Source organism: Amycolatopsis saalfeldensis (assembly GCF_900110575.1).
In the GTDB taxonomy this organism is placed as follows: Bacteria; Actinomycetota; Actinomycetes; order Mycobacteriales; family Pseudonocardiaceae; genus Amycolatopsis; species Amycolatopsis saalfeldensis.
In genome coordinates, this window is record NZ_FOEF01000023.1 from 40955 (window position 1) to 67161 (window position 26207).

At 71.1% G+C, this 26207-nt stretch carries 27 protein-coding genes and 1 tRNA gene; 12 read left to right on the top strand and 16 right to left on the bottom strand.

Going from position 1 to position 26207, the window contains the following annotated elements:
- Positions 1-49 precede the first annotated feature (49 nt).
- Genes BMY97_RS37340 through sp36 form a run of 4 tightly spaced genes read right to left on the bottom strand, consistent with a single transcriptional unit; the run spans position 50 to position 2521 of the window.
- Positions 50-1219 (bottom strand): hypothetical protein, encoded by a 1170-nt coding sequence (locus BMY97_RS37340; RefSeq protein ID WP_091626978.1) that lies wholly within the window; start codon positions 1217-1219, stop codon positions 50-52.
- A 38-nt stretch (positions 1220-1257) separates the two neighbouring features.
- Positions 1258-1887 carry a hypothetical protein gene (locus BMY97_RS37345; RefSeq protein ID WP_091626980.1) on the bottom strand — a complete coding sequence of 210 codons (630 nt, stop codon included), beginning with the start codon at positions 1885-1887 and terminating at the stop codon, positions 1258-1260.
- A complete protein-coding gene (locus tag BMY97_RS37350; RefSeq protein ID WP_091626983.1) occupies positions 1887-2342 on the bottom strand; it encodes a RidA family protein in 456 nt (151 codons plus the stop codon). Before BMY97_RS37350 ends, BMY97_RS37345 begins: the two co-directional genes overlap by 1 nt.
- A gap of 11 nt (positions 2343-2353) precedes the next feature.
- The gene (sp36, locus tag BMY97_RS37355; protein ID WP_091626985.1) at positions 2354-2521 is read right to left on the bottom strand and encodes a Sp36 family protein; all 168 of its coding nucleotides are present in this window, start codon (positions 2519-2521) and stop codon (positions 2354-2356) included.
- Between the two features lie 188 nt (positions 2522-2709).
- On the opposite strand from sp36, the gene BMY97_RS37360 reads away from it, so the two are divergent.
- Genes BMY97_RS37360 through bagB form a run of 3 tightly spaced genes read left to right on the top strand, consistent with a single transcriptional unit; the run spans position 2710 to position 5115 of the window.
- The gene (locus BMY97_RS37360) at positions 2710-2958 is read left to right on the top strand and encodes a hypothetical protein (protein ID WP_091626988.1); all 249 of its coding nucleotides are present in this window, start codon (positions 2710-2712) and stop codon (positions 2956-2958) included.
- A 22-nt stretch (positions 2959-2980) separates the two neighbouring features.
- Positions 2981-3985, top strand: coding sequence for an ATPase BagA (bagA, locus tag BMY97_RS37365; RefSeq protein WP_091626991.1), 1005 nt, complete (start codon positions 2981-2983; stop codon positions 3983-3985).
- Entirely contained in the window at positions 3985-5115 is a 1131-nt protein-coding gene (gene bagB / locus BMY97_RS37370; RefSeq protein WP_091626993.1) for an ATPase BagB, read from the top strand. Before bagA ends, bagB begins: the two co-directional genes overlap by 1 nt.
- Positions 5116-5168: 53 nt before the next feature.
- On the opposite strand, the gene BMY97_RS37375 is transcribed toward bagB, so the two are convergent.
- Positions 5169-5465: a WhiB family transcriptional regulator gene (locus tag BMY97_RS37375; RefSeq protein WP_091626996.1), complete on the bottom strand. Its 297-nt coding sequence runs from the start codon at positions 5463-5465 to the stop codon at positions 5169-5171.
- 340 nt (positions 5466-5805) lie between these two features.
- Here BMY97_RS37375 and BMY97_RS37380 point away from each other — a divergent pair, with 340 nt between their 5' ends.
- The 3 genes from BMY97_RS37380 to BMY97_RS37390 all read left to right on the top strand — a co-directional run bounded on the left by BMY97_RS37380 (position 5806) and on the right by BMY97_RS37390 (position 9263).
- On the top strand, positions 5806-7950 hold the full coding sequence (locus BMY97_RS37380; protein ID WP_091626999.1) for a transglycosylase domain-containing protein: 2145 nt from the start codon (positions 5806-5808) through the stop codon (positions 7948-7950).
- Between the two features lie 229 nt (positions 7951-8179).
- Positions 8180-9160 (top strand): metallophosphoesterase, encoded by a 981-nt coding sequence (locus tag BMY97_RS37385; RefSeq protein ID WP_245787699.1) that lies wholly within the window; start codon positions 8180-8182, stop codon positions 9158-9160.
- Positions 9161-9189: 29 nt separating this feature from the next.
- A tRNA-Pro gene (locus BMY97_RS37390) sits at positions 9190-9263 on the top strand.
- A gap of 146 nt (positions 9264-9409) precedes the next feature.
- On the opposite strand, the gene BMY97_RS37395 is transcribed toward BMY97_RS37390, so the two are convergent.
- Entirely contained in the window at positions 9410-10099 is a 690-nt protein-coding gene (locus BMY97_RS37395) for a methyltransferase domain-containing protein (RefSeq protein WP_091627005.1), read from the bottom strand.
- A 39-nt stretch (positions 10100-10138) separates the two neighbouring features.
- Here BMY97_RS37395 and BMY97_RS37400 point away from each other — a divergent pair, with 39 nt between their 5' ends.
- Positions 10139-11986 carry a S9 family peptidase gene (locus tag BMY97_RS37400; RefSeq protein ID WP_091627007.1) on the top strand — a complete coding sequence of 616 codons (1848 nt, stop codon included), beginning with the start codon at positions 10139-10141 and terminating at the stop codon, positions 11984-11986.
- 228 nt (positions 11987-12214) lie between these two features.
- On the opposite strand, the gene BMY97_RS37405 is transcribed toward BMY97_RS37400, so the two are convergent.
- From BMY97_RS37405 to BMY97_RS37420, 4 genes are all read right to left on the bottom strand, one after another.
- Positions 12215-12841 carry a TIGR03085 family metal-binding protein gene (locus tag BMY97_RS37405; protein ID WP_091627010.1) on the bottom strand — a complete coding sequence of 209 codons (627 nt, stop codon included), beginning with the start codon at positions 12839-12841 and terminating at the stop codon, positions 12215-12217.
- A gap of 22 nt (positions 12842-12863) precedes the next feature.
- Positions 12864-14255, bottom strand: coding sequence for a glutamate decarboxylase (gene gad / locus BMY97_RS37410; RefSeq protein ID WP_091627012.1), 1392 nt, complete (start codon positions 14253-14255; stop codon positions 12864-12866).
- Positions 14256-14309: 54 nt separating this feature from the next.
- The gene (locus tag BMY97_RS37415; RefSeq protein ID WP_091627015.1) at positions 14310-14732 is read right to left on the bottom strand and encodes an organic hydroperoxide resistance protein; all 423 of its coding nucleotides are present in this window, start codon (positions 14730-14732) and stop codon (positions 14310-14312) included.
- A gap of 117 nt (positions 14733-14849) precedes the next feature.
- Positions 14850-15422 carry an NADPH-dependent FMN reductase gene (locus BMY97_RS37420; protein WP_177231718.1) on the bottom strand — a complete coding sequence of 191 codons (573 nt, stop codon included), beginning with the start codon at positions 15420-15422 and terminating at the stop codon, positions 14850-14852.
- 167 nt (positions 15423-15589) lie between these two features.
- Between BMY97_RS37420 and BMY97_RS37425 the strand changes: the two genes are divergently transcribed.
- Positions 15590-16657 (top strand): alpha/beta hydrolase, encoded by a 1068-nt coding sequence (locus BMY97_RS37425; RefSeq protein WP_091627021.1) that lies wholly within the window; start codon positions 15590-15592, stop codon positions 16655-16657.
- Entirely contained in the window at positions 16654-17031 is a 378-nt protein-coding gene (locus BMY97_RS37430; RefSeq protein WP_091627024.1) for a nuclear transport factor 2 family protein, read from the top strand. Before BMY97_RS37425 ends, BMY97_RS37430 begins: the two co-directional genes overlap by 4 nt.
- 75 nt (positions 17032-17106) lie before the next feature.
- On the opposite strand, the gene BMY97_RS37435 is transcribed toward BMY97_RS37430, so the two are convergent.
- Positions 17107-17637 (bottom strand): hypothetical protein, encoded by a 531-nt coding sequence (locus BMY97_RS37435; protein WP_091627027.1) that lies wholly within the window; start codon positions 17635-17637, stop codon positions 17107-17109.
- A 451-nt stretch (positions 17638-18088) separates the two neighbouring features.
- Positions 18089-18292 (bottom strand): hypothetical protein, encoded by a 204-nt coding sequence (locus BMY97_RS37440; protein WP_425425388.1) that lies wholly within the window; start codon positions 18290-18292, stop codon positions 18089-18091.
- 538 nt (positions 18293-18830) lie between these two features.
- Between BMY97_RS37440 and BMY97_RS37450 the strand changes: the two genes are divergently transcribed.
- Entirely contained in the window at positions 18831-19991 is a 1161-nt protein-coding gene (locus BMY97_RS37450) for an MFS transporter (RefSeq protein WP_177231729.1), read from the top strand.
- On the opposite strand, the gene BMY97_RS37455 is transcribed toward BMY97_RS37450, so the two are convergent.
- On the bottom strand, positions 19992-20369 hold the full coding sequence (locus BMY97_RS37455) for a hypothetical protein (protein ID WP_091627032.1): 378 nt from the start codon (positions 20367-20369) through the stop codon (positions 19992-19994).
- A gap of 60 nt (positions 20370-20429) precedes the next feature.
- Positions 20430-21620: an RtcB family protein gene (locus BMY97_RS37460; RefSeq protein ID WP_091627034.1), complete on the bottom strand. Its 1191-nt coding sequence runs from the start codon at positions 21618-21620 to the stop codon at positions 20430-20432.
- Between the two features lie 165 nt (positions 21621-21785).
- On the opposite strand from BMY97_RS37460, the gene BMY97_RS37465 reads away from it, so the two are divergent.
- Both BMY97_RS37465 and BMY97_RS47390 read left to right on the top strand, forming a co-directional pair.
- Positions 21786-23294: a M48 family metalloprotease gene (locus tag BMY97_RS37465; protein ID WP_091627037.1), complete on the top strand. Its 1509-nt coding sequence runs from the start codon at positions 21786-21788 to the stop codon at positions 23292-23294.
- A gap of 336 nt (positions 23295-23630) precedes the next feature.
- The gene (locus BMY97_RS47390) at positions 23631-23783 is read left to right on the top strand and encodes a hypothetical protein (RefSeq protein WP_177231719.1); all 153 of its coding nucleotides are present in this window, start codon (positions 23631-23633) and stop codon (positions 23781-23783) included.
- Between the two features lie 55 nt (positions 23784-23838).
- Here BMY97_RS47390 and BMY97_RS37470 read toward each other — a convergent pair whose 3' ends face one another.
- Complete coding sequence (locus BMY97_RS37470; RefSeq protein WP_091627040.1) at positions 23839-24879, bottom strand: aspartate-semialdehyde dehydrogenase; 1041 nt, start codon at positions 24877-24879, stop codon at positions 23839-23841.
- On the bottom strand, positions 24879-26144 hold the full coding sequence (locus BMY97_RS37475; protein ID WP_091627043.1) for an aspartate kinase: 1266 nt from the start codon (positions 26142-26144) through the stop codon (positions 24879-24881). Before BMY97_RS37475 ends, BMY97_RS37470 begins: the two co-directional genes overlap by 1 nt.
- Positions 26145-26207 lie beyond the last annotated feature (63 nt).

Below are 26207 nucleotides of genomic sequence, written 5' to 3' on the forward strand. Positions count from 1 at the left end.
ACGGCGGACCGGGCATCCCGGTCCGCCGTTGTCACAAGCGCCAAACGCGTCAGGAGTTCGACCAGCGCTGGTCGCCGCCGCTGCGGGACGCGCCGTTGAGGCGCAGCTTCGCCGCCTCGGCCCGCTCGCGCTCGGCCAGCTCCGCGTGCAGCTCACGCAGCAGCGCGCGATCACGCTCGGACAGGCTCGGGTCTTCCAGATCAAGCGCGGGCAGGTCGACGACCTCGTGCATGCTCGGCTTGCCCGCGGCGATCTCGCGGCCCTTCTCCGGGTCTTCGGCCAGCGCCTGCCGCAGCTGCGCGACCTCGGCCGGCGTCAGGTCGGCGGTGCGTTCCGCGCGCGTCTCGGAGTCGGACCGGGACCCACGCGAGTTGTCCTGGGGCAACGAAGGCGGCGGCGTGGGCGGCGCCGGCGGCGGGCTCGGCTGGCTCTGCACGATCGGCACCACGGGCGCGATCGGCTCGGCGGCCTGTGCGCGCATGCTGTGCCGGCTCGGCGACTCGACGACCGGCTCCGGCACGGCGGCCGGGACGGGCGGCGGGGGCGGCGTCACCGGCTCGGGCGCCCGGTACTCCGCGGCCGACGAGTGCGTGCTCCCCGTGACCCACACCGGCGTCGCGACGGCACCAGCCGACTGGTGGTACGAGGACCGCGCGACCCCGGGGCCGCTGACCTCGACGACCGACCGGATGCCCGCGCGGCGCAGCGCCGTGTCGACGCGGAACGCGACCGCGGGCGGGTTGCCCTCGGGACCCAGCTCGACGAGCACCACCCGCTGCGGCAGCGCGCCCGGCACACTGCCCGCCGGGGTGTTGCGCCACACCGCGTGCACGGACCGGACGTCCGGCAGCACCTGCAGCGTGCGGTCCAGCGCCTCGGCCAGCCCGAACTCCGGCTGGTTGTCGCCGGTGAACCGGTGGCTGTGCACCTGTTCGGCCTCGTCGACCAGCAGGTCGTTGGCCAGCGTGGCGTCCGACCGGCTCATCTCGAGCACCAGCGCCAGCTCACGCTGCTCCGTCGAGCTCACCGGGATCCGGCCCGCGATCAGCGTGCCGGTGGTCAGCTCGACCGCCTCGTCGATGTGCGCGCGGGCGATCAGCTCACGCGCCTCGGTGAGTGCGCTGTCATCAATCCGGCCCGCCAAGGCCAGTAACAGGTTGTGCAGGCGCAGTGGCACCGAGAACCCGTCCATGGGCGGGCCGTCGTGGACCTCCACCATTGCTCTGCTCCCTCCCAGCTCGCCTGGCGGCACGAGCGTTAAGCGGCGACGAGTCGATTGCCCGAGCCCGCCGCACCGACGCAGACCAGCTCGGAATTGGCGAGCGCGGCCCGGTGGTACCCGGGAAGGTCGAAGCGCGGCGGGATGACCTCGACGCTGGGCTCCTCGTCTCCCAGGACCCGCAGCACGCGCTGCAGTTCCCCGGTGAGCCTCGGCTGCCCGGTCGTCGCCGTCACCAGCAGGACCCGCTTGGCCCCGCCTTCGCCGACCACACCGAGGTGCCGCCAGCTTTGCCGCACTTCCCCCACATCCACGCGCCCACGCAACGTTGCGTGGAGCAAGACGGACACAGAGTCGACGGAGTTCACCCATTCGGGCGCACTCTGCGTGAATGTGTACCTGGTCTCGGTGACGTCGTCTACCCCCAGGGTGGAACTCACCTGGTGCCAGTCGGCGCCGTGCGGGATCAGACCCGCGACGAGCAGGCGGTACTCGGTCTGGTCCAGATCGATCCTGTGCTTAAGCAAAGACCTGGGGAGGGTGCGCGCGAGCGTGCCCATCGCGCCCTCGCCGAGCCAGTCCCGGAATCGCCACAGCAGCTGGTCGGGCGTGCGGCCCGCCAGCCGGATCAGCAGCTCGTGCAGGGACTGTTCGATGTCGGGATCCACTACCGCACCTCCACGATGAGTTCGACCTCCACGGGCGCCCCGATCGGCAGCTCCGCGACGCCGACGGCCGAGCGGGCGTGCACACCCGCGTCGCCGAAGACCTCGCCCAGCAGCTCGGAGGCGCCGTTGACCACAGCGGGCTGGCCGGTGAAGCCGTCCGCGGACGCGACGAAGCCGACCACCTTCACGATGCGGGCCACCGAGTCGATGCCGACGAGCGCGTGCACCGCGGCGAGGGCGTTCAGCGCTGCCGTGCGGGCGTGCCCCTTCGCCTCCTCGGGGCTGACTTCCGCGCCGACCTTGCCGGTCGCGGCGAGCACGCCGTCGACGAACGGCAGCTGGCCGGACGTGTAGACGTGCGAGCCGCTCTGCACGGCCGGCACGTACGCGGCCAGCGGTGCGGCGACGCCGGGCAGCTCGATGCCGAGTTCGGCGAGCCGGGAACTCCAAGTCATGACGGTCCCCCTCAGCCCTTCGCGCGCTTGAGGTAGGCGACGTGCTGCTCGCCGCTCGGGTTGGGCAGCACCGTCACCAGTTCCCAGCCGTCCTCGCCCCACTGGTCGAGGATCTGCTTCGTCGCGTGGATCAGCAGGGGGACGGTGGCGTACTCGAATTTCACACCGGTGGCGCTCATGCGAGGGAGCGTAACCAAGGCAGCAAGGGCGTCCGTGAGGCGTCCGCCTAACAGGCCTCCACCCGTCCAGGTGAACGACTCACCGACCGTAATTCGATGTGGCTTACTTCACACTCGACCGTGCGCGGCGGAGCCGGTTCTCACCGAACCGGACACGCACCACGGGCCGGACCGCTAGCGTGCGAGCCGTGGAGACCTGGCGGATCGTCGCGACGGCGCTGCTCGCGGCCGCCGGGCTGCCGCTGGTTCTCGTCGTGATGGCGAAGGTGCGCGACCGGGTGGACAGCTCGGCCCAGGTCGCGATCGGCGGCGCGGTGACGCTCACCACGCTGGTCGTGGTGGCCGTGCTCACCCTCACCGTGTTGCCGGGGCTGCTCACCTGGATCGTCGTGGCGGCGGTGGCCGGTGCGTTCGGCGTCATGATGCTGGCCAGCTGAGAGCCGGTTTAGGGTTGACGTCGTGACCACACCCCCCGCCGGCTGGACCGACGAGCTCTCCCGGGCTCGGCTGCACTTCGTCACCGGCAAGGGCGGTACCGGCAAGACCACGCTGGCCGCGGCGCTGGGCCTCGCGCTCGCCCGTGAGGGCCGCCGTGTGCTGCTGATCGAAGTCGAGGGACGCCAGGGCATCGCCCAGCTCTTCGACACCGAGCCGCTGCCGTACGCGGAGCAGCGCATCGCGTCCGTCCCCGGCGGCGGCGAGCTGCGCGCGCTGCACATCGACGTCGAGGCCGCGCTGCTCGAATACTTCGAGATGTTCTACAACCTGGGCTTCGCCGGCCGGACGCTGCGGCGGATGGGCGCGATCGAGTTCGCGACCACGCTCGCGCCGGGCCTGCGCGACGTCCTGCTCACCGGGAAGATCAAGGAGTGCGTCGGCCGCACGGAGTCCGACGGGCGCCACACCTACGACGCCGTGGTCGTCGACTCGCCGCCGACCGGCCGCGTGGTGAAGTTCCTCGACGTGACCAAGGCGCTGACCGACCTCGCCAAGACCGGCCCGATCCGCGGCCAGGCCGACGGCGTCGTCCGGCTGCTGCACTCCGGCGAGACCGCGGTGCACCTCGCCACGCTGCTGGAGGAGATGCCGGTCCGCGAGACGGTGGAGGCGGTGGCCGAGCTCGACGGCGCCGACCTGCGTCCGGGCGCCGTGCTGGTCAACCGGGTCCGGCCGCCTCGGCTGCCCGCGCGCTCGGTGACCGCGGCGGCGGACGGGCGGGTGGACGCCGCGCGGGTGCGCAGCGGGCTGGCCTCGGCGGGCGTGAAGCTGCCCGACGACACGCTGGACGCGCTGGTCGAGGAGACCGTGGAGCACGCCGTGCGCGTGGCCGCGGAGCAGCGGGCGCGCGAGCAGCTGGCCGAGGCCGACCTGCCGACGTTGGAGGCGCCGGAGCTCACCGACGGCGTCGACGTCGCGGGCCTCTACGAGCTCGCCGCGGCGCTGGTGGAACAAGGAGTGCGCTGATGAGCACGGCGATCGACATCGACGCGCTGCTGGACGACGCCGACAGCCGCGTGGTCGTGTGCTGCGGCTCCGGCGGTGTCGGCAAGACGACCACCGCGGCGGCGCTCGCCGTGCGCGCGGCCGAGCGCGGCCGCCGGACAGTGGTGCTCACGATCGACCCGGCACGCCGCCTCGCGCAGGCGCTGGGCCTTCGGGAGCTGAGCAACCACCCGAGGCAGGTGAAGGTCGAAGGCTTCGAGCCCAAGGGCGAGCTGTGGGCGATGATGCTCGACATGCGCCGCACGTTCGACGACATGGTGCGCGTGCACGCCGGGCCGGAGCGGGCCGAGCAACTGCTGCAGAATCCCTTCTACCAGACCATTTCCACGTCGTTCTCCGGTACGCAGGAGTACATGGCGATGGAGAAGCTGGGCCAGCTCGCCGCCACCGACGAGTGGGACCTGATCGTGGTGGACACCCCGCCGAGCCGGTCGGCGCTGGACTTCCTGGACGCGCCGACGCGGCTGTCCAGCGCGCTCGACGGCCGCATGATCCGCCTGCTCACCGGCCCGGCGAAGGCCGGCGGCTGGGGTCTGCGGAAGGTGGTCAGCGCGGGTTTCTCGATGTTCGCGAAGGCCGTGTCGACGATCATCGGCGGCCAGCTGCTGGCCGACGCGTCCTCTTTCATGCAGGCCTTCGACAGCATGTTCGGCGGGTTCCGCGAGCGAGCGCGCAAAACCGCGGAGCTGCTGCGCTCCAGCGGCACTTCGTTCCTCGTGGTGGCCGCGCCGGAGCCGGACGCGCTGCGTGAGGCTTCCTACTTCGTCGAACGGCTGGCGGGCGAGTCGATGCCGCTCGCCGGGCTGGTGGCGAACCGGACCCACCCGGTGCTGGCGCAGCTTTCCGCTTCGGAGGCGCTGGCCGCCGCCGAGTCGCTGGTCAAGAGCGAGACGGCCGCGCCGCTGGCCGAGGCCGTGCTCCGGCTGCACGCCGACCGCGTTGTCCTCGCCGACCGCGAGAACCGGCTGCTGGCGCGCTTCACCCTGGCCCATCCGGAAGTGCCGCTGGTCCGCGTGCCCGCGCTGGCCGGCGACGTGCACGACCTGGACGGCCTGCGCGACATCGGCGTGAAGCTGGCGAAGAGCGAGTAGCCGACGGCTGGTCGAGGTGCGGAGCCGCCGTTGGCTCCGCACCCGGATTCAGCTCAGCCGACGCGGGCGCCTTCCAGCGCGTCCCGCTTCGCGGCCTCCAGCAGATCGGACCAGCTGATGACGTCCGGCCGCCGGCGCAGCAGCGCCCGCCGCTCGCGTTCGGTCATCCCGCCCCACACGCCGAAGTTGATCCGGCCGTCGAGCGCCTCGGCCAGGCACTCCGTGCGGACCGGACAGCCGGTGCACACCGCCTTCGCCCGGTTCTGCTCGGCACCGCGCACGAAGAGCCCGTCCGGATCGGCGTCGCGGCACGACGCACTGACCCGCCAGCTCGACTGGTTGGTTTCCATACCCCCAGCTCCCTACCCTGGTGTCCCGACACCAGCGAAGGTGAAGCTCCCGCTCCCACCCCCGCGAGCGTCCCTCCCTCATAGCTCCCACGTCGGCCACGGCACCTCCCCGGCGCCGCTGCCCCGTTCGGCCCAGTCGAGCTCCCACTCGCGCTGGACCGTCCGTCGGCATTCTTCGTGAGACGTTGACGGACTGTAGGGGTCCACGGTTCCCTCGCCAAGACCTAAGATGCATTCCGTTACCGGAAGTCACCGAAGATGGTCCGTTTTGTCACGCCCGGCCCGTCCCGACGGGTGTGAGGTCACGAGTGCGTGACGGGCCTTCAGTACCCTGGCCTACGTGCGCAAAACGGACGGTCTCTTCAAGCTCATCGGCCTCTGTCTGCTCGCGGGGGTGCTCGTCGCCGGAATTCTGTTCCCTGTAGTGGGCGCGGCCGGGGTTGCGTCGAACCAGGCGAGCGAGACGGTCGAACAGACGTCGACCGATCTGGCGGACATCCCGCCGCCACTGGTGACCACCGTCACGGACTCCGCCGGCAAGCCGATCGCGACGCTGTACGACCAGTACCGCATCCCGGTGGCCGCGGACCAGATCAACGACGCCACGAAGTGGGCGCTCGTGTCGGTCGAGGACAAGCGCTTCTACGAGCACCACGGGGTGGACTGGCAGGGCACGCTGCGCGCCGCGGTGTCCAACGGCGCCGGCGGCGACACGCAGGGCGCCTCGACGCTGACGCAGCAGTACGTCAAGAACTACCTGATCAACGTCGTCTACCGCGGTGACAAGACCGGGCAGGAGAAGGCGCAGGAGCAGAGCCTGGCGCGCAAGCTCAAGGAAGCCCGGATCGCGATCAACCTCGAGTCGAAGCTGTCGAAGCAGCAGATCCTCGCGGGCTACCTGAACATCGTCGAGTTCTCGCGCCAGATCTACGGCATCGGCGCGGCCGCGCACGCGTACTTCAACACCACCCCCGAGCAGCTGACCGTGCCGCAGTCCGCGCTGCTGGCGGGCCTGGTGAACAACCCGGCCGTCAACGACCCGTGGAAGCACCCGGACAAGGCCACCACGCGCCGGAACCTGGTGCTGGACCGCATGGTCGACAACAAGAAGCTGGCGAAGGCCGACGCGGAGCGCTTCAAGGCGACCCCGCTCGGCGTGGTGGCGGACGCCCCGGCGAAGCCCGCGGCGAACTGCACCGGCGCCGGCCCGGAGAACGGCTTCTTCTGCCAGTACGTCGAGGACTACCTGCTCAAGGCGGGCTTCACCAAGGACGACCTGTACACCGGCGGCTACACGATCAAGACCACATTGGACGAGAAGGCCAACCACGAGGCGAAGGTCTCGGCGGAGACACAGGTCTCGAAGACCCAGAAGAACGTGGCGAACACGCTTTCCTTGGTGCGCCCCGGAAAAACGCGGCATGAGGTGGTGGCGCTGGCCGCGAATCGCGACTACGGCAACGACGCGAACGCCGGGCAGACGACGTACGCGCTGCCGTCGGGCGTCTACAACACCGGTGGCGCGGGGTCGAGTTACAAGATCTTCACCACGGCCGCCGTGCTGGACAAGGGAATTGCCGGGATCTACAGCAACATCCCGGTCGGCGACAGTTATACGTCGCACGTGTTCACCGGTGGTGGCAGCCACTGCCCGCCGACCGGGCCCCCGCTGAACTCCCGCTGGTACTGCGTGGGCAACGCCGGGCATTACGGCGCCACGAACACCCTTCAGGGCGCGCTGGCGACCTCGCCGAACACCGCGTTCGTCGCGCTGGAGGACCAGCTCGGCAGCACGGCGCCGGGCATCGACATGGCCATCAAGCTGGGCATGCGCAGCACGATGGCCAGTGACACCGGCGGCCAGCCGGTGGATCCGAAGGACCCGAAGAGCGTGCCCCAGTCCAAGGTGTACGCCCCGACGGCCAACAACCCGGGTTACGGCGCGTTCACCCTCGGCTTCAGCCCGACCAACGGCCTCGAACTCGCGAACGTCGCGGCGACCCTGCTCAGCGGCGGCAGCTGGTGCCCGGCCACACCGCTGGCCGGCGTCACCGATCGCAACGGGAAAGCCGTGCCGGTCAAGGAAGCCGCGTGTGAACAGGTGGTCCCCGAAGGCCTCGCGAACACGATGGTCGTCGGCATGAGCAAGGACGACCAGGCGGGCGGCACCTCGGCCGCGGCCGCCGCGGCGGTCGGCTGGAACCGGCCGATCCTCGGCAAGACCGGGACCACGCAGAACAACGGCTCGGCCACGTTCGTCGGCGGCACCCCGCAAATGGCGGGCGCCGCCATGGTGTTCCGCCCCGAAGGCGGCAGCGGCGGGCTCTGCTTCCGCGCCGTCGGCAACGTCACCACCTGCGGCACCGGCAACATGTTCGGCGGCAAGACCCCCGCCCAGACCTGGTTCGGCGCGATGACGAACATCATGGCGGACCAGCCGATCGCCGATCTGCCACCGGAGGATCCGAAGTACACCGGCCACTGAGCCGTTCCGGCCAGACGCGCGCTGCAGAGGAAGGTCCGGCATTCGACAGGGCGGCTGCGCGGTACGCCTTGATACTGGCGTTGCCGCCATGGTCCTGAAAGGGCACGACCCTGGATCCTGGCGGCGATCGCCATCGCGCGGAATGCTGGCTGACCGTGACCACCGATCACCAAGAGTCAACCCTTACCGCGGCGGCGCGCCACACCGTCGAACACGTATCCTCGACTTCGTGAGCACGCTCAGTAACACCAGCACGTCCGGGGCGACCGCGAAGCGGCTCGCTGTGGGGACAGTCGCGCTTGGGGCGGCGACCCTCGGTTACGCCGTCGGCATCGAGCGGCGGTTGTGGACGCTCCGCACTGCCGAGCTGCCGGTACTGGCGCCCGGCGCGAAGCCGTTCACCATCCTGCACGTCTCGGACCTGCACATGCTGCCCGGGCACCGCGCCAAGCAACGCTGGGTCGCCGCGCTGGACCGGCTGAACCCGGACCTCGTCGTGAACACCGGCGACAACCTCTCGCACCGCACGGCGGTGCCGTCGGTGCTGCGCGCGCTCGGCCCGCTGCTCGACCGGCCCGGGCTGTTCGTCTTCGGCAGCAACGACTACTACGCGCCCAAGCCCAAGAACCCCGCGCGCTACCTGATGCCGAAGGGCAAGAAGAAGCGCATCCACGGCACCCACCTGCCGTGGCGCGATCTGCGCGCGGCGTTCCTCGAACACGGCTGGACCGACGTCACCCACGTGCGCCGCACCATCGAGGTCGCCGGGCGCCCGGTGTTCGCCGCCGGGGTCGACGACCCGCACCTGCGCCGCGACCGCTACTCCGACATCTCGGGCCCGGCCGACGCGACCGCCGCCGTCCGCCTCGGCATCACGCACTCGCCCGAGCCGCGCGTCCTCGACCCGTTCGCCACCGACGGCTACGACCTGGTCCTCGCCGGCCACACCCACGGCGGCCAGCTGCGCCTGCCCGGTTACGGCGCGCTGGTCACCAACTGCGAACTCGACCGCACCCGCGCCCGCGGCGCCTCCCGCTGGGGCGCGCACATGTGGCTGCACGTCTCGGCCGGCCTCGGCACCTCCCCGTACGCGCCGGCGCGCTTCGCCTGCCGTCCGGAGGCCAGCCTGCTGACGCTGGTCCCGCGTGGTTCTGGAGCCCCGGAGAAGCGGAAGACAACCCCGCGTAAACCCTCCAGGAGCGTCCGCTAGACTTCTCCACGACCCGCTAAGCAATACCTCGGGGTGTGGCGCAGCTTGGTAGCGTGCCTCGTTCGGGTCGAGGAGGTCGTGGGTTCGAATCCCGCCACCCCGACGCAGTAAGTCTGGAAGGCCCTTGTTCGCGGAAAGCGCGAACAAGGGCCTTCCTGCGTTGTGTCGTCTGAGGGTCGAACCCCCAGGCCCCCGCCAGGCGGGCTCCGCCCCTGGACCCCGGCTTGCGCGGTTGCGTTGGTCCGTCGGTCAGCGGGTGGCGATCAGCTCGGTCCAGCACTGCGTGAAGTCGCCGGGGCCGGCGGAGCGGGTCCAGGACCAGGCCGAGCGGGCGGCCGAGGTGAGCTGGTCGCGGTCGGGATGGGTGGGGTCGGCCAGTGCGGTGGCCAGGCGGCGTTCCACGTAGGCGGCGAGGTCGCGATAGGGCAGGTCGGTGCGGTAGCGGGTGCGGGCCGTGACGGCGGTGAAGCCGGCGGCCGCGACGTGCTCGGCGATGCGGCGGCCGGCGAACGGATTGCCGCCGGCGCGGCGCAGGAGCAGGTAGTAACCGCGGAGGGCGGCGTCGACGTTGGCCGTCTTGGGGCGCAGGCGGGCCCGGCTCCAGTCCAGAGTGGACAATGCCAGCCTGCCGCCGGGGCGGAGGATGCGGTGCAGTTCGGCCAGTAGCGGGCCCGGGTCGGCCAGGCGTTCCGGCAAGGCGTGGGAGAAGGCCACGTCCACCGAAGCGGAGGGGAACGGCAGGGCGGCCGGCGCGGCCACCAGATAGTCCACTTTGGACGGCGCGGGGCCTTCGAGCGCGACGGTCAGGAAGCCGGGGCCGCAGGACAGGTCGATCACTCGTTTACCCGGGGTGAACAGCGGGTGCGCGAACTCCGACCGCTCCACCGCCGCGCGCGCCGCCCGCCTCGAAGCCGCGTCCCGCGCGTATCCCTCCAGCACCCCGCACACAGTACGGCCCGTAGGTGGCAGGATCGAGGGGTGAGCACCCAGTCAGCCAACCAATATCCGCCCGCAGTGGTCCCCGACCGCCTGTTCGGCGACGATCAGGCCGAGACCCGCTGGCGAGCCCGCTTCCACGCCCCGCGGATCTCCGTGCCCGAATGGGCCCGTGACGCCCCGGACGCCAACGTGTACGTCTCCAATGCCAGCGGCGTCTGGGAGGTGTACGCCTGGCACCGCGCCACCGACAGTCACCGCAAGGTCACCGACCGGCCCAACGGCACCCTGCACGCGACGCCGTCACCCGACGGCTCGGCCGTCTGGTGGTTCAACGACACCGACGGCGACGAGTTCGGCTCGTGGGTGCGCCAGCCGTTCGACGCCGACAGCTCGGCGGCGGTCAAGGCGCTCCCGGACGTCCACGACGGCTACCCGGCCGGCCTCGAGATCGGCGAGCGCGTGATCGCGGTCGGCGTCTCGACCGACGACGGCAGCGAGCTGTTCGCGAAGATCGGCGAAACCACCGAGCGCTTCTACAGCCACCCCGACGACGCGGGCATCGCCTCGCTGTCCCGCGACGAGAGCCTGCTGGCCATCGCGCACTCCGAGCACGGCGACTCGCGTCACCCGGCGCTGCGAGTGCTGTCGACGGACGGCTTCGGGAGCGTCGCGGAGAAGTGGGACGGCGAGGGCAAGGGCCTTTCGGCGCTGGAGTTCTCGCCGCTGCCCGGCGACCAGCGGCTGCTGGTGCTGCACGAGCGCCGCGGCCGTGAGGAGCTGCTGGTCTGGGACGTCCGCGCGGACACCGAGACCGAGCTGGAGATCGACCTGCCCGGCGAGGTCGCCGCCGACTGGTACCCGGACGGCCGCGCCCTGCTGGTCGTGCACTTCCACCAGGGCCGCAGCTCCCTGCACCGCTACGACCTCGACACGGCCGAGCTGTCCTCTTTGGACACTCCGGCCGGTCGGATCGGCGGCGCGGGCGTGCGCGACGACGGCACGGTCGAGTATTCGTGGTCGAGCGCGGCGGAGCCGGCGGCGGTGCGCGCCCGCGCCACCGACGGCACGGACTCCGTGCTGCTGGAGTCGCCGGGCGAGCGCGCACCCGGCTCGGCGCCGGTCACGGATGCGTTCGTGGAGGGCGTCGGCGGGCAGATCCACGCGCTCGTCTCGCGGCCGCTGGACGCTCCCGACGGCCCGCTGCCCACCGTGTTCTCCCTGCACGGCGGCCCGCACGCCGCCGACGAGGACCGGTTCTCCGCCTACCGCGCGACCTGGCTCGACGCCGGGTTCGCCGTGGTCGAGGTCAACTACCGCGGGTCGACGGGCTACGGCTCGGCGTGGCGGGACGCGATCGAGGGCCGCCCGGGGCTCACGGAGCTCGAGGACGTCGCGGCGGTGCACGACTGGGCCGTCGAAAGTGGACTGTCCGATAAGGACAAATGCGTGGTGAACGGCGCTTCCTGGGGCGGTTACCTCTCGCTGCTCGCGCTGGGCACGCAGCCGGCGCGCTGGGCGGCCGGGGTCGCGGGGGTGCCGGTGGCGGACTACATCGCCGCGTACGAGGACGAGATGGAGCAGCTGCGCTCGTTCGACCGCGCCCTGTTCGGCGGCGCGCCCGCCGACGTGCCGGCCGTGTACCGGGAGTGCTCGCCGATCACCTACGTCGACGCGGTCGCCGCCCCGGTGCTCGTGCTGGCCGGAGACAACGACCCGCGCTGCCCGATCCGGCAGATCGAGAATTACCTGGACCGCCTCGGCAAGCGGGACGCGCCACACGAGTTCTACCGCTACGACGCCGGCCACGGCTCGCTGGTGATCGCCGAGACGATCAAGCAGACGTCGATCGAGGTGTACTTCGCACTGCGGGCGCTCGGCCTGCGCTGAACGTGCCGGGTCCAGGCGTCCCCTCCGCGGGGCTGCCTGGACCCGTGCGCGTGCTCGAAGGAAAACCGCGGCGAGACGCCAAGGCGCGCAGCGAGCGGGTGCTCAAGCTTTCCCGCACACCGAAAGGGAAATCCGGCTGACCTCCGAGATGCTCCACCAGCTCGCGCGAGTCTGGCGAACCCGTGCCGAGCCGCTCGAGTTCGCCTGGCCCGAGCGGCTCCGGCCGGCCTAGATGCCGCGGCGCAACCCCTGCAAGCGCGCGACCGCGGACTCGTCTCCCTCGTAGGTCAGGTGGACGGCGTCGCGGCCGAAGACGAACAGCACCAGGTCCACCGGGTCACCCGTCACGGTCACGACGGGGCTGCCCGCCTTGACCTGGGCGGTACGGCCGTCGGTGGTCTTCAGCTCGACGCCGACCGGCGACTTCCGCAGGTTCAGCTTCGCCGTCTGACGGGCCAGGCGCCACGCCGTCTCGTCGCGGGACGGGTCGGCCGCGCGCGGTTCCCAGCCGGGCTGGGCGCGGCGGACGTCCTCGTGGTGGACGAGGAACTCGGCGCCGTTGGTCAGCTCGTCCAGCGGCCCGATCGCCATCGGCCAGTACCACGCCGGGCCGCGGCGGACCTGGCCCACCAGCTCGGGCCACGGCTTCGCCGCGTACTGGTCCTGCACCCGCTTCGTGTAGCCGGCGAGCGCGGGCAGCATGATTCCCGGCGACGCGTCCAGCCGGTGCTCCCGGACGATCAGGTGCGCCGCGAGGTCCCGCGCCGCCCAGCCCTCGCACAGCGTCGGCGCGTCCGGGCCGACCTCTTCGAAGAGCGCGCTCAGCGCCTGGCGTTCATCCGCGGCAAGACCCATACCGGCGACATTACCCCCGCGATCAGTGGTGGAACGCCGTCGACATGGCGGCGTCGTGCTGCGGTCCGCTCTGCTGTTCCAGCTCGGGCAGGATCCGGGCCAGGTCGGCCAGCAGGAGGTCGGCCAGGTCGTGGGTGAAGCCGTTGCGGACCACGATGCGCAGCACCGCGAGGTCGGTGCGGTTCTCCGGGAACGTGTACGCCGGCACCAGCCAGCCGCGCTCGCGCAGCCGGCGGGAAACGTCGAACACGTCGTAACCCGTGATCTCCTTTTTCGTGGTGAAGGCGAACACCGGCAGCTGGTCGCCTCGGGTGAGCAGCTCGAACGGGCCCATCGCGGCGATGCGGTCGGACAGGTGCGTCGCGACGTCGCGCGAGGCCTGCTGCACGGCGCGGAAACCCTCGCGGCCGAGCCGGACGAACGTGTAGTACTGCGCGGCCACCTCGGCGCCGGGCCGGGAGAAGTTCAGCGCGAACGTCGGCATGTCCCCGCCGAGGTAGTTGACGTTGAACACCAGCTCCTCGGGCAGCGCTGCCTTGTCCCGCCACACCACCCAGCCGACGCCGGGGTAGACGAGGCCGTACTTGTGCCCGGAGGTGTTGATCGACGCGACCCGCGGAAGCCGGAAGTCCCACGCCAGCTCCGGGTCGAGGAACGGCGCGATCATGGCGCCCGAAGCGCCGTCCACGTGCACCGGGATGTCCCAGCCGGTGCGCGACTGGAGCTCGTCGAGCGCGGCGGAGATTTCGGCCACCGGCTCGTAACTGCCGTCGAAAGTGGACCCGAGGATGCCGACGACGCCGATGGTGTTCTCGTCGCAGCGCCGGACCGCCTCAGCAGCGGACAGGTGGAACCGATCGTCTTCCATCGGCACCAGCCGCGGCTCGACCTCCCAGTACTCGCAGAACTTCTCCCAGCAGACCTGGACGTTCACGCCCATCACCAGGTTCGGCTTGCCCGGGCGGCCGAGCTTCGACCAGCGCCGCTTCAGCGCCATCCCGGCGAGCATGCAGGCCTCGGACGAGCCGGTGGTGGAGCAGCCCATCACGTCGGCGGGCTCCGGCGCGTGCCACAGGTCGGCGAGCATGTTCACGCAGCGGCGCTCCAGCTCGGCCGTCTGCGGGTACTCGTCCTTGTCGATCATGTTCTTGTCGACGCACTCGGCCATCAGCTCGCGGGCCTGCGGCTCCATCCACGTGGTGACGAACGTGGCCAGGTTGAGCCGCGCGTTGCCGTCGAGCATCAGCTCGTCGCGCACCAGCTGCAACGCCGTGTCCGGCGGCAGCGAATCGTCCAGCAGCTTGTCGTGCGGCATCACGAAATCCGCCGCCAATGCCGGATTTGCCCCGGCATACAACGGATTCGTGCCGGCTTGCCGTTCCGCGTGGTCTTGTCGCCCCTGATGCAGCACCATGAGCCGACCGTACTGCGCCGCGGGGTTCCGCGCCGCAGTACGGAAAACCCCGGATCAGACGGACGCCGACAGCGCGACCTCGATGTTGCCGCGGGTGGCGTTGGAGTACGGGCACACCTGGTGCGCCTGCGCCACCAGCTCGTCGGCCTGCGCCTGCTCCATGCCCGGCAGCGACACGTGCAGCGCGACGCCCAGCTTGAAGCCGACTTCCTGCGAGTACAGGCTGACCTCGGCGGCCACCGTCGACTCGGGGAGCTTGACCTTCGCCTGACGGGCGACGGCCTGCAGCGCGCTGTGGAAACACGCCGAGTAACCCGCGGCGAACAGCTGCTCCGGGTTGGTCTTGTCCCCGCCGGGGCCGCCCATCGCCTTGGGGATCGCCAGCGACTCGTCGATGACCCCGTCCGACGAGGTGACCTCGCCGTTGCGGCCGTCGCCGCGAGCCGTTGCCGCGGCGGTGTAGATCGCGTCAGCCATTTTTCGCCTGCTTCCTTGTCAGAACGCCGATGTCAGCGTCTCAGTGGGGACAACATCCCGCACCAGCGGAACCTAACCACCACATGGCGGACATCACGACCAGAGGCCGACGGGACCTCAGCGCGCGCGGGCCGTCGCGAACTCCGCGACCTGCTGTCCGATGAGCCGCAGCGTGCGCACGCTCTTCTCGTCGGAGGCGCCGCCGGCCTCGTCGAACTTGGTCTCGGCGGAGTTGATGGAAGCGCCCAGAGGAGTGGCCCAGCCGCGCAGCGCGTGCGTGATCGTGCGCAGCTGGTCGAGCGTGGTGACGGCGGCCTGCCAGCCGAAGGCGACGGCGGCGAGGCCGACCGCGCGGCCGTCGAGGTACGGGCGGGTGTCCTCGCGCAGGTCCTCGACGTAGTCCAGGGCGTTCTTGACCAGCCCGGACAGCGCGCCGTGATAACCGGGCGAGACGACGATGACGCCGTCGGCCCGTCGGATCTCCTCGATCAGCCGGGTCGCGCGCTCGTCACGCTCGGGCAGCGCCGTGTCGTAGAACGGCAGGACGAGCTCCGGGCCGGGGATCAGCTCGGTGGTGACACCGAGTTCGGCCGCCGCGCCGAGCGCGATCCTCAGGGCGCGCTCGGACTGCGAACCTTCGCGCAGCGAGCCGCCGATCCCGAGCACTCTGACCGTGTTGGCTGAAGTCACGCTTTCGAGGTTAACAACTCCACTTAACTGGAGGACCAGGATTTGGAACGGAGTCCTGGGTCACAGGGAACAACCCGTTGCCGGAACGGCGGACCGGCGGGTGCGGCGGCGCTGGACCCTGAACCTACTCACTAGTAACCTGAGTGGCCTCGATGCCAGGAGGAACGATGGCGATCCCGCCCCAGATCCGTGCCCAGGCCGCCGCCGCGCAGCTGTTGTTCTGGCTGCCGCGCCCCGTCCGGCGGCTACTCGCCGGCCCGCCGCTGCGCCTCGACGGGCAGGAGCTCGCCCTCGACGCCCAGCTGCTGTTGCGGCTGCAGAAGCTGAACGGCGGCGGACTGGTCAACGGCTCCGTGGCGCAGTCCCGCACGCTGCTCGAACTGGGCACGCACCTGGTCAGCGGGAAGCGGATCGAGCCGGTTTCCGCGCGGGAGATCAAGATCCCGGCGGACGGCGGTGCGCTCGAAGCGACGCTGTACACCCCGGCCGGGCTGCCCGAGCCGTCCGGCCTGCTGGTGTTCTTCCACGGTGGCGGCTGGGTCGTAGGAAGCCGCGCGACCCACGACAATTCCTCCCGTTACCTGGCGAAGCACGCCGGCGTGCGGGTGCTGTCGGTCGAGTACCGGCTGGCGCCCGAGCACCCGTTCCCGGCGCCGGTGGAGGACGCGCTCGCGGCCTTCGCGTACGCGCACGCCAAGGCCGCCGAACTCGGCGCCGACCCGGAACGCATCGCCGTCGGCGGGGACAGCGCGGGCGGCAACCTCGCCGCGGTCGTGGCGCTGGAGACGACCCGCGCGGGCGGGCCGGCGCCGGCGTTCCAGCTGCTGATCTACCCGGCGGTGGACTTCCGCACCCGGCAGCGCTCGCGCGACCTGTTCGCCGACGACCTGTTCCTGACCGACGAGTCCATCAAGTGGTTCCAGGGCCACTACGTGCCCGAGGGCACCGACCTGGCCGACCCGCGCCTGTCGCCACTGCTCGCGTCCGACCACAGTGGACTGCCGCCGGCCTTCGTCGTCACCGCCGGGTTCGACCCGTTGCGCGACGAAGGCGAGGCGTACGCGGAAAAACTGCGCGCCGCGGGCGTTCCGGTGGGGCTGAGCCGCCAGCCGGACCTGATCCACGGCTTCCTGAATTTCACCGGGGTCGGCAGCCGGTTCCGCGAGGCGGTCGCCGAAATGGCCGGCGCGCTGCGTCTGGGCCTGGCCGGGACGAAGAACGAGTCCCGGGCATGACACCCAGCGCAGAGCTGCCCGCGGTGGTGGGCCGGTACTTCGCCGCCGTGAACGCCCGCGACTGGGCCGCGATCGTCCCCTGCTTCACCGAAGACGCCGAGTTCTGGATGCTCGGCGCGCGGACGGCGCACGGAGCGGCGGAGATCGCCGAGCAGTTGCGCAAGTCCCTGGAGCCCTTGCCCGAGTCGCACGACGAGGTCGTCCGGCTGGCCGCCGACGGCACCATGGTGCTGGCCGAACTGGTGTTCCGCGCCCGCACCCCGGCGGGCGAAGCCTTCGAGCTGAACGCGGCCGACGTCTTCGAGCTGGCTCCCGGCGGAGAGGCCATCACCCGCGTCTCGAACTGGGCCGGCTCGCCGCGAAAGCGTGGCTGACCCCCGGGCACAACCGGAGCCTGGCACGGCGAACCGTGCCAGGCTCCGGGTCCCCCTGATTCCGGGTGTGGCTTTTTACTTCCCCGGCACCGGCAGTGGCGGGACCGGCAGCGGCAGCGGCGGAACCGCGCCGAGCAGGCCGCCGAGGATGCCCGTGACCGCGGCGAGCAGGGCCTTGACCAGGTCGCTCACGATCTTGAGCGGGCCGGGCAGGTCCGGCAGGGTCGGGACGGGGATCGGCAGCGGCGGCAGCTGCCGCGCGGTGGCCGTCGGGTCGCCCAGCAGCCGGTTGGACTCGTCCGCCCGCAGCTGCGCGGCCGACGAGAGCTGCTGCGTCTCCGACTGGATGGTGTAGCGCTTCCCCGCCGCGAGGTCCGCGAGCACGGGGCTGAGCTTGTCCAGGTCGGCGCGTGTCATCCCGACCTGGCCCGCGTACGCCACCTTGGTCAGGTCGTCACGCATCTGGAGCACCTGCGCGCCGACGGCTTCGGTGGCGGACGAGCCTTTGCCGCCCACCGGGCTTGCCGAGGCCATCCCCGCCGTGCCGACGGCCAGCAGACTGCCCGCGGCTACCAAGGCGATGATCCGCCCAATCTTGCCTTTCATTCCTAACCTCCTGGCCTCTGGAGACCTGACGGGTAAATCGATACTCGCCGTGTCGGGCAAGCACCAGCCGATCACCTGTTGGAGACGTTTTCTAACCCTTACGTGCCGAATCCGGGAAAGGTGAACTGGCCCGCAATTGATTAACGTGGGCGGCTTGCCCATCCCCCTGATGATCATCAGAACCGATCCCGAATCTGACGCGTTGTAGCCAGATCCCCCGGATGGCCCAGTCGCCCACTCGCCCGGGTGTATTGCGTGATCGTTTACCTGCATCACTCCGTCGGACCGCGTGTCGCCACTGCTCCGGACGGGTCGTCCCCCACGTACGCACCGCCACCGGTGGACTAGCCGATAACGTCCGGATCACCGCGCCGACCAGGCATCCGTTTCCGCCGGAAACACAGCGCTCGGCGGTGGGAGCCTTAATGCGGAAAACCGTTCACGAATTACTTCATGAAGGCTTGGCGCAGTCCGAGCACAAACCCCAGAAAACGACCTCCGCCTCGTCGATCACGAAGCCCGCCGCGGTCGAGGGCTCCAGGCACGGGGCCGGGCCTTCGACGGCCTGGGTGGAGACCGAGCCCAGCAGGCCGCGCACTCCCGCCGCGACCTCGTCGGCCGTGGCGTAGGGGTGCCGGGCGAGCCATTCGAGCACGGCGACCCGTGGCCCGGCGACCCGCAGGCCGGCCGGAGCCGTTGCCGGACGGGGTTTTCCTGAAGTGGCATGACCAGCCCAGCCTGCGCCATTGTCTGGAATGAGTCAAGAAAATCTCCGCGGACTCAGCGGCACGCTGAACACCAGCGCCTGACGGCGGCGCTCCTCGCGGCGGGAGGTCGCCGTGCACCTCCCGCAGGGGCCGCGCGGACGGCACCCAGCAACGAAAGGTCCTTGGGCTGCCGAGCGCCCGCTTCGATCAGCAGCGGGTCGATCGGGTCGAGCAGGACTGTCTCCTCCTTCGTCGGGAAATAATGGAAGAAGGTGCTCGGCGGTGGTCGCCGCGTGGCCCTGCTCCTGGAACAGCCGGAGAGCGTGCCGCTGGATCGCGGAGACGACGTCGTGCCCCGATCGTCAGATGACAGCATCTCCCACCCGGTTAAGAAGTTGCACGCGCGTACCAGGATTTGCTCTCATGCAGTACGTGCCGTTCACGCCGTACCGCCGGGTCCTCACGCTGCCTCGGGTCCGCCCCTCGATGGCGCTCATGTTCTTCGCCCGCCTGCCGATGACGATGACGGGCGTGACGCTGACGTTGTACGTGGTCAGCAACCTGGGCCACGGCTACGGCGCGGCCGGGATCGTCGGCGCGGCCTCCACCCTGGGCATGGCGCTCGGCGCGCCGCTGCTCGGGCGGTCCATCGACCGGTACGGCCTGCGCCCGGTGGTCGGGGTGTGCGGGGTGACGTCCACCGCGTTCTGGATCGCGGTGCCGCACCTCTCCTATGCGGTGCTGGTGGTCTGCGCGCTGCCGGCGGGTTTCCTGTCCGTGCCCGCGGGGTCGCTGGCCCGGCAGATCCTCGCCGCGCTGGTGCCCGCGGAGCAGCGGCGCGCGGCCTACTCACTGGACACGATCCTGGTCGAGGCGTCGTTCATGATCGGCCCGGCGGCGGGCATCGCCGCGATCACCTCGCTGTCCGCGACGGTGACGCTGAGCGGAATCGGCGCGATCTTCGGCGTCACGGCGCTGCTGATCTTCCTGCTGAACCCGCCGATCCGGAACGAGGACGAGCTCGCCCCCATCGGGTCCGTCCGGCCGCCGCTGCGTTCGTGGCTCTCCGGCCGCCTGCTCGCGACGCTGCTGGTCGCCGCGGGCACGCTGTTCTGCCTCGTCGGCACGGAGGTCGCGACGCTGGCGGCGCTGCGCGCGAACGGCGACGTCGGCTGGACCGGGCTGGTCATCGTGGTGATGTGCGCGGCTTCGATGGCCGGCGGCATCGTGCACGGCGCCGTGAAACGCTCGCTGCCCCAAGGCGTGCTGATGCTGCTGCTCGCCGTTCTGGTACTGCCGGTCGGCCTCGCGGATCAGCCGTGGTGGCTGCTGATGCTGGTGCTGATCCCGACGAACCTGCTGTGCGCGCCCACCCTCGCGGCCACCACGGAAACCGTGAGCACCATGGCGCCGCCGGCCGTCCGCGGCGAGGCGATGGGCCTGCAGGACGCGTCCACCCGCCTCGGCCTCGCGCTCGGCAGCCCGGTGGTCGGCTTCGCGATCGACCACTCGAGCCCCGCGTGGGGCTTCTTCGCCGCGGGCGCGGGCGGGCTGGTGCTGGCGGCGTTCGGGCTGCTGTGGACGCGACGCCGTCGCCCGGCCGCTGTCGCCCCCGCGCTGGCCGCGGCCGTGCGCGCGCGGCGCTGATCAGCTACAGGCTTTTCGCAGCGCGTCCAGCTTCGCGACGTTGCGCTTGGCCCAGGCGGCGACCACACCGGCGTCCTCGATGTGCTCCTTCTGGACCTGGACGTACGAGTCGGCCATGCCGAGCAGGGCGTTCTTCACGTCGTTGTCCTGGACGTTCGAGGCCAGCGAACGCAGGCGTTGTTCCTTGTCCTGCGCGCGTTCCTTGAGCTTGGCCGGATCGACCAGCGGGTTCAGGTCCGCGAGGCCGAGCGCCTGCGTGCACGTGCTGACCTTGTCGGCCGTCGAGTTCGCCGTGTCCACCGCCGTGTTCACCTGGTCGCAGCCGGCCAGCAACGCCCCCGCGGCCGCCAGCGCGGCCACCGCTCCCCACCTCGTCATGAGCGCCAGGGTAGCGGTCCCGCGGTCGGCACGGCGGAGTTCCGGGCCGGCCGCGGCCCCCTAACCCTTGACGCAGACCACCTGCTTGAGGTGCGCGACCACCTCGACGAGGTCCGTCTGCGCCTTGATCACCGTCTCGATGTCCTTGTACGCGGCCGGAATCTCGTCGACGACGCCCGAGTCCTTGCGGCACTCGACCCCTTCGGTCTGCGCCGCGAGGTCGGCCGCGGTGAACGTCTTCTTGGCCTTGTTGCGCGACATCCGGCGCCCGGCCCCGTGCGAGGCCGACTCGAACGAGGACGTGTTGCCCAGCCCCCGCACGATGTACGAGCCCGTGCCCATGCTGCCCGGGATGATCCCGAGGTCGCCGTGCCCCGCGCGGATCGCGCCCTTGCGGGTGACGAGCAGTTCGACGCCGTCGTAGGTCTCTTCGGCGACGTAGTTGTGGTGGCAGCTGATGGCGTCGTCGTACGTGGTCCCGGGTACCACCTCGGCGACGGCCAGCTTGACCAGCGCGACCATCGTCGCGCGGTTGCGCGCCGCGTAGTCCTGCGCCCAGAACAGGTCGCGCCGGTAGGCCTGCATCTCGGGCGTGCCGGCGACGAACACCGACAGGTCGGGGTCCGGCAGGTCCTGGTTGTGCGGCAGCTTCCGCGCGACGGCCATGTGCCGTTCCGCCAGCTCCTTGCCGATGTTGCGCGAACCGGAGTGCAGCATCAGCCAGACGCGGCCCTCGTCGGCGCCGCCCTGTTCGAGGCAGACCTCGATGAAGTGGTTGCCGCCGCCGAGGCTGCCGATCTGGCGGGCCGCGCGGTCGCCCAGCTCCTGGACGCCCTCGTGGAGGTCGCCGAACGACTTCCAGAACGCGTCCCAGCCGCCGACGCCGTGCACCTTGGCCGGGTTCACGGGGGTCTTGTGCAGCCCGAACCCGACGGGCACGGCCGACTCGATGCGGCGCCGCAGCCGGCCGAGGTCGTCCGGCAGGTCCGCCGCCGTGAGCGACGTGCGGACCGCGCTCATCCCGCAGCCGATGTCGACGCCGACCGCGGCCGGGGAAACCGCGTCCCGCATGGCGATCACGCTGCCCACGGTCGCGCCCTTGCCGTAGTGGACGTCGGGCATGACCGCGACCCCGTGCACCCACGGCAGGTTGGCGACGTTGCGCAGCTGCCGCATGGCCTGATCTTCGACCGACGCGGGGTCCGCCCACATCCGGATCGGCACGCGTGCGCCTTCGACCGCCGTGTACATGACTTTCCTTTCCTGAAAGGGACAACGGCGTCCAGCATCCCCGCCGCGCCGCGGCCGGACAACCGAATTCACGACACCAGGTCCGAGGCGAAACGAAACCGGCGCCCGCGCCGATACCGGACGAGACGAGTGCGGTGCACGGGCCCGCCGGCTGGGGGTCACGTCGTGAAAATCTCGTTCCGCGCGCTGCTCGCGGTCGCGCTGCTCGCCGGGTTCCCGGTGCTGATCCTGCTGATCACGGCCGGGTTCGCCGCCGGCGAGTGGTACGCGCTGGAGCACGCACCCCTGATCGCGCCGCGGCTCGCCTTCCTGGGCGTTCCGGCCGTGGGCGTTCTGTTGTGGACGTTCCTCGCGATCGAACGCACGCCCGAGGACGACAGGCCGGGCACGTTGCCGGTGCCGCCCGAGGCGCAGCCGCGATTGTGGGCGCTGGTCCGGGAACTCGCCGCCGAGGTCGGCACCCGGCCGCCGGACGAGATCCACCTCATCGCGGAGGCCAACGCGTCGGTCGCCGACGAGACCCGCTGGCTGGGGCTGCAGCTCAAGCGGCGCCGGATGTCCATCGGCGCGCAGCTGCTGGCCGGGCTGCGCCAGGACCAGCTGCGTTCGGTGCTCGGCCACGAGCTGGCGCACTACGGCAACGGCGACACCCGCTTCTCGGCGCTGACCTACCGCGGGCAGCGTTCGATGCTGCGGGTGATGGACCGGCTCCGGCACGCGAGCGGCTTCGTCGGATTCTTCCGGCCGTTGCTGCGTAGTTACGCGAAGCTGTACTTCGTGGTCGCCATGCGCGTCTGCCGGGACCGGGAACTCGCGGCCGACCAGGCGGCCGCGCGGGTCGCCGGGACCGCGGCGGCGACCAGCGCGCTGCGGGAGGTCGAGGCGCTCGAGGTGACCTGGCAGTTCTTCGTGCGCGAGTACGTGGCCCTCGGCTGGTCCGCCGGGTACCTGCCGGCCCGGCTGGCCGAGGGGTACCGCCGGCTGCTGGCCGACGAGGGCCGGGCCGCGGAGATCGACGAGCTGCGGCGGAACCCACGTGAGGGCGCCGCTTCCCGCTACGACTCACACCCGCCCACCACCGAGCGGATCGCGGCGCTGGAGAGCAGCCCCGAGGTACCGGCGCGGCCCGGCGGCGAGCAGCCCGCGAGCGAGCTGTTGCGGGATCCGCTCGAGACACTCGACACCGCGTTGGTGACGAACCTGACCGCCGAGGCCGGGCTGAAGCAGCGGACCGGCTGGGCCGAGCTGGTGGACCTCGGATCCCGTTACCGGGCAACCGAAGCCGCGCTGGAAGTCCTCGGTGGACTGACGTTGGAACGCGCCCTCGACGCGCTCGACGCCGGCCGGAACGAGCCGCTCGCCCTGCCGGGGTTCGCGGTGCCGCGTGGCACCGGGCCCCGGGCCCGCCGGGAGATGGTCGCCGACTCCGTCCGCCGCCGGATGTCGGTGGTGATCACCGCCGCGCTGGCCGAAGCCGGGGCCGCGCGCTGGACGCTGTCGTGGTCCGGACCACCGGTGCTGACCGTCGACGCGCCGTGGGCGGACGCGTTCCCGCCCGCCCTCGACCGGGCCTGCGCGGTCGAGGCCGACACCGGGCCGTTGCGCGCGCTGCTCGCCGAGGCCGGGGTCCCGCCCGGCTACCGCCCGATCCGTTCTGCCGCCGTTTCACACTGAGAGAGGTCGATCATGAGTCTGCTGGGCTTGCTGTTCGGTTCGGGACAGCGGAAACGCGGGGTCCCGGACGTGACGAAGTGGGGGCTGCCACCGGACGACGCCGTCACCGCGGAGGATTTCAGGGCTGATGTCGAGGTCGCCGCGGCCGTCACCGCGGCGCCCACAACTCGGCCCTGCAGTACTGGTGTGCGAAGTGGCATGGTTCGAACGAGCAGATGTGGGCGTTCGCCGAGGAGGCCGCGGCCAAACACCCGAAGCTGCTGGTCCTGCCGCTGATCGCTCGACGGCGAGGGATCTGACCACCCGGCCGGCCGGGCGTACGCGGCCAAGGCGCTGGTGGAGCACCGGCGCTTCGACGAGGCCGTGGCGCAGTTCCGCCGGCTCGGCGAGCACGCGGACGCGCGCCTCTGGGGCTACAGCCGCCGGGGCGCGAAGGGCGAGTTCCGGCCCGTCCGGCGCCTGGCCTGCACGGGCGCCACCCGCCCCTGAACCGTCCGGGCGAACGGAAGGGCTCCCGGCCGGGAGCCCTTCCGGGTCAACGGTTTCAGCGAGCCGCGGCGATCAGCTCCGCGATCTGGACCGCGTTCAGCGCCGCACCCTTGCGCAGGTTGTCCGCGGTGAGGAACAGGGCCAGGCCGCGGCCGTCGGGCACACCCGGGTCGGTCCGGATGCGGCCGACGAAGCTGGGGTCGGCCCCCGCGGCCTGCAGCGGGGTCGGGACGTCCGAGAGCTGGACGCCAGGGGCGCGCGAAAGCAGCTCGGTGGCGCGGGCGACCGAAAGGGGGCGCTCGAACTCCACGTTCACCGACAGCGCGTGGCCGGTGAACACCGGGACACGCACGCAGGTGCCGGACACCAGCAGATCCGGCAGGCCGAGGATCTTGCGGCTTTCGTTGCGCAGCTTCTGCTCTTCGTCCGTCTCGAACGATCCGTCGTCCACAATGGACCCAGCCAGCGGCAGGACGTTGAACGCGATCGGCGCGACGTACTTGGCGGGTGCGGGGAACTCGACCGCGGAACCGTCGTGGGTCAGCGAAGCCGCCCGCGTCGCGACCGCGTTCACCTGCGCCGCCAGCTCGTCGACGCCGGCCAGTCCGCTGCCGGAGACCGCCTGGTACGTGCTGGCGATCAGCCGGAGCAGGCCCGCCTCGTCGTGCAGCGGCTTGAGCACCGGCATCGCGGCCATGGTGGTGCAGTTGGGGTTCGCGATGATGCCCTTGCGCGCTTCCTTGATCGCTTCCGGGTTCACCTCGCTGACGACCAGCGGCACGTCCGGGTCGCGCCGGAACGCCGACGAGTTGTCGATCACCGTCACGCCCGCGGCGGCGAACCGCGGCGACTGCTCCTTCGACGTCGCGCCGCCCGCGGAGAACAGCGCGATGTCCAAACCGGACGGATCCGCCGTCGCCGCGTCCTCGACGACGATCTCGGTGTCCCGCCAGGGAAGCTTGCTGCCCGCCGAGCGCGAAGACGCGAAGTAGCGCAGCTCCTCGATCGGAAAGTCCCGCTCCGCCAGCAGTTTCCGCATGACGGCGCCGACCTGGCCGGTCGCCCCGACCACCCCGACGCGAAGGCCGTTCGCCATCAGCGACCACTCCCCGCGTACACGACGGCTTCTTCGTCGCCGCCGAGCTCGAACGCCTCGTGGATCGCGCGCACGGCCTCGTCCAGCTGCGCGTCGCGGATCAGCACCGAGATCCGGATCTCCGAGGTGTTGATGATCTCGATGTTCACGCCGGAGGAGGCCAGCGCCTCGCAGAACGTCGCCGTGACGCCGGGGTGCGAGCGCATGCCCGCGCCGACCAGCGAGACCTTGCCGACGTGGTCGTCGTAGAGCACCGACTCGAAGCCGATCTCCGTCTTGACCTTCTCCAGCTCCTTGACCGCCTTGGCGCCGTTGGCCTTCGACAGCGTGAAGGTGATGTCGGTGCGGCCGGAAACGGTGCTGGACACGTTCTGCAGCACCATGTCGATGTCGATCTCGGCGTCGGCGATCACGCGGAAGATCCGGGCCGCCGCGCCGGCGGTGTCCGGCACCCCGGTGACCGTGATCTTGGCCTCGGAGCGGTCGTGTGCCACACCGGTGATCAGCGCTTGTTCCACGGGGATCTCCTCGATAGAACCGGCCACCGTGGTGCCCGGCTTGTCACTGTAGGAAGAGCGGACTCGGATCGGGACGCCGTAGCGACGCGCGTACTCCACCGAGCGCAGGTGCAGGATCTTCGACCCGCTCGCGGCCAGCTCCAGCATCTCCTCGTACGGGATGGTGTCGAGCTTCTTCGCGTCCGGCACGATCCGCGGGTCGGCGGTGTACACACCGTCCACATCGGAATAGATCTCGCACACGTCGGCGTTCAGCGCCGCGGCGAGCGCGACGGCCGTGGTGTCCGAGCCGCCGCGGCCGAGGGTGGTGATGTCCTTGGTGTCCTGGGCCACGCCCTGGAACCCGGCGACCAGCGCGACGTAACCCTGTTCGAGGGCTTCGGTGACGCGGCTCGGCGTGACGTCGATGATGCGCGCGTTGCCGTGCACCGACGTCGTGACCACCCCGGCCTGCGAACCCGTGAACGACCACGCCTCGGCCCCCTGGGCCGCGATGGCCATGGCGACCAGCGAGTTCGAAATGCGCTCACCGGCGGTGAGCAGCATGTCCATCTCCCGCTCCGGCGGCGCCGGGTTCACCTGCTGCGCCAGATCAAGCAGCTCGTCGGTGGTGTCGCCCATCGCCGAGCACACCACGACGACATCGTTGCCCGCCTTCTTGGTGGCGACGATGCGCTCCGCGACGCGCTTGATCCGGTCGGCACTCTCCAGCGACGATCCGCCGTACTTCTGGACCACGAGGGCCACGCCCGAACCTCCTTGACGGGCCGGGTCTGCTCCTGGTGGGCACCGAGGAGCCCCCGCGTCCCT

Bases quoted from the DNA above. Each gene is read 5' to 3' on its own strand.
- BMY97_RS37340 (WP_091626978.1), bottom strand. From the start codon at position 1,219: ATGGTGGAGGTCCACGACGGCCCGCCCATGGACGGGTTCTCGGTGCCA.
- BMY97_RS37350 (WP_091626983.1), bottom strand. From the start codon at position 2,342: ATGACTTGGAGTTCCCGGCTCGCCGAACTCGGCATCGAGCTGCCCGGC.
- sp36 (WP_091626985.1), bottom strand. From the start codon at position 2,521: ATGAGCGCCACCGGTGTGAAATTCGAGTACGCCACCGTCCCCCTGCTG.
- bagB (WP_091626993.1), top strand. From the start codon at position 3,985: ATGAGCACGGCGATCGACATCGACGCGCTGCTGGACGACGCCGACAGC.
- BMY97_RS37375 (WP_091626996.1), bottom strand. From the start codon at position 5,465: ATGGAAACCAACCAGTCGAGCTGGCGGGTCAGTGCGTCGTGCCGCGAC.
- BMY97_RS37405 (WP_091627010.1), bottom strand. From the start codon at position 12,841: ATGGGTCTTGCCGCGGATGAACGCCAGGCGCTGAGCGCGCTCTTCGAA.
- gad (WP_091627012.1), bottom strand. From the start codon at position 14,255: ATGGTGCTGCATCAGGGGCGACAAGACCACGCGGAACGGCAAGCCGGC.
- BMY97_RS37415 (WP_091627015.1), bottom strand. From the start codon at position 14,732: ATGGCTGACGCGATCTACACCGCCGCGGCAACGGCTCGCGGCGACGGC.
- BMY97_RS37425 (WP_091627021.1), top strand. From the start codon at position 15,590: ATGGCGATCCCGCCCCAGATCCGTGCCCAGGCCGCCGCCGCGCAGCTG.
- BMY97_RS37430 (WP_091627024.1), top strand. From the start codon at position 16,654: ATGACACCCAGCGCAGAGCTGCCCGCGGTGGTGGGCCGGTACTTCGCC.
- BMY97_RS37435 (WP_091627027.1), bottom strand. From the start codon at position 17,637: ATGAAAGGCAAGATTGGGCGGATCATCGCCTTGGTAGCCGCGGGCAGT.
- BMY97_RS37450 (WP_177231729.1), top strand. From the start codon at position 18,831: ATGGCGCTCATGTTCTTCGCCCGCCTGCCGATGACGATGACGGGCGTG.
- BMY97_RS37455 (WP_091627032.1), bottom strand. From the start codon at position 20,369: ATGACGAGGTGGGGAGCGGTGGCCGCGCTGGCGGCCGCGGGGGCGTTG.
- BMY97_RS37460 (WP_091627034.1), bottom strand. From the start codon at position 21,620: ATGTACACGGCGGTCGAAGGCGCACGCGTGCCGATCCGGATGTGGGCG.
- BMY97_RS37470 (WP_091627040.1), bottom strand. From the start codon at position 24,879: ATGGCGAACGGCCTTCGCGTCGGGGTGGTCGGGGCGACCGGCCAGGTC.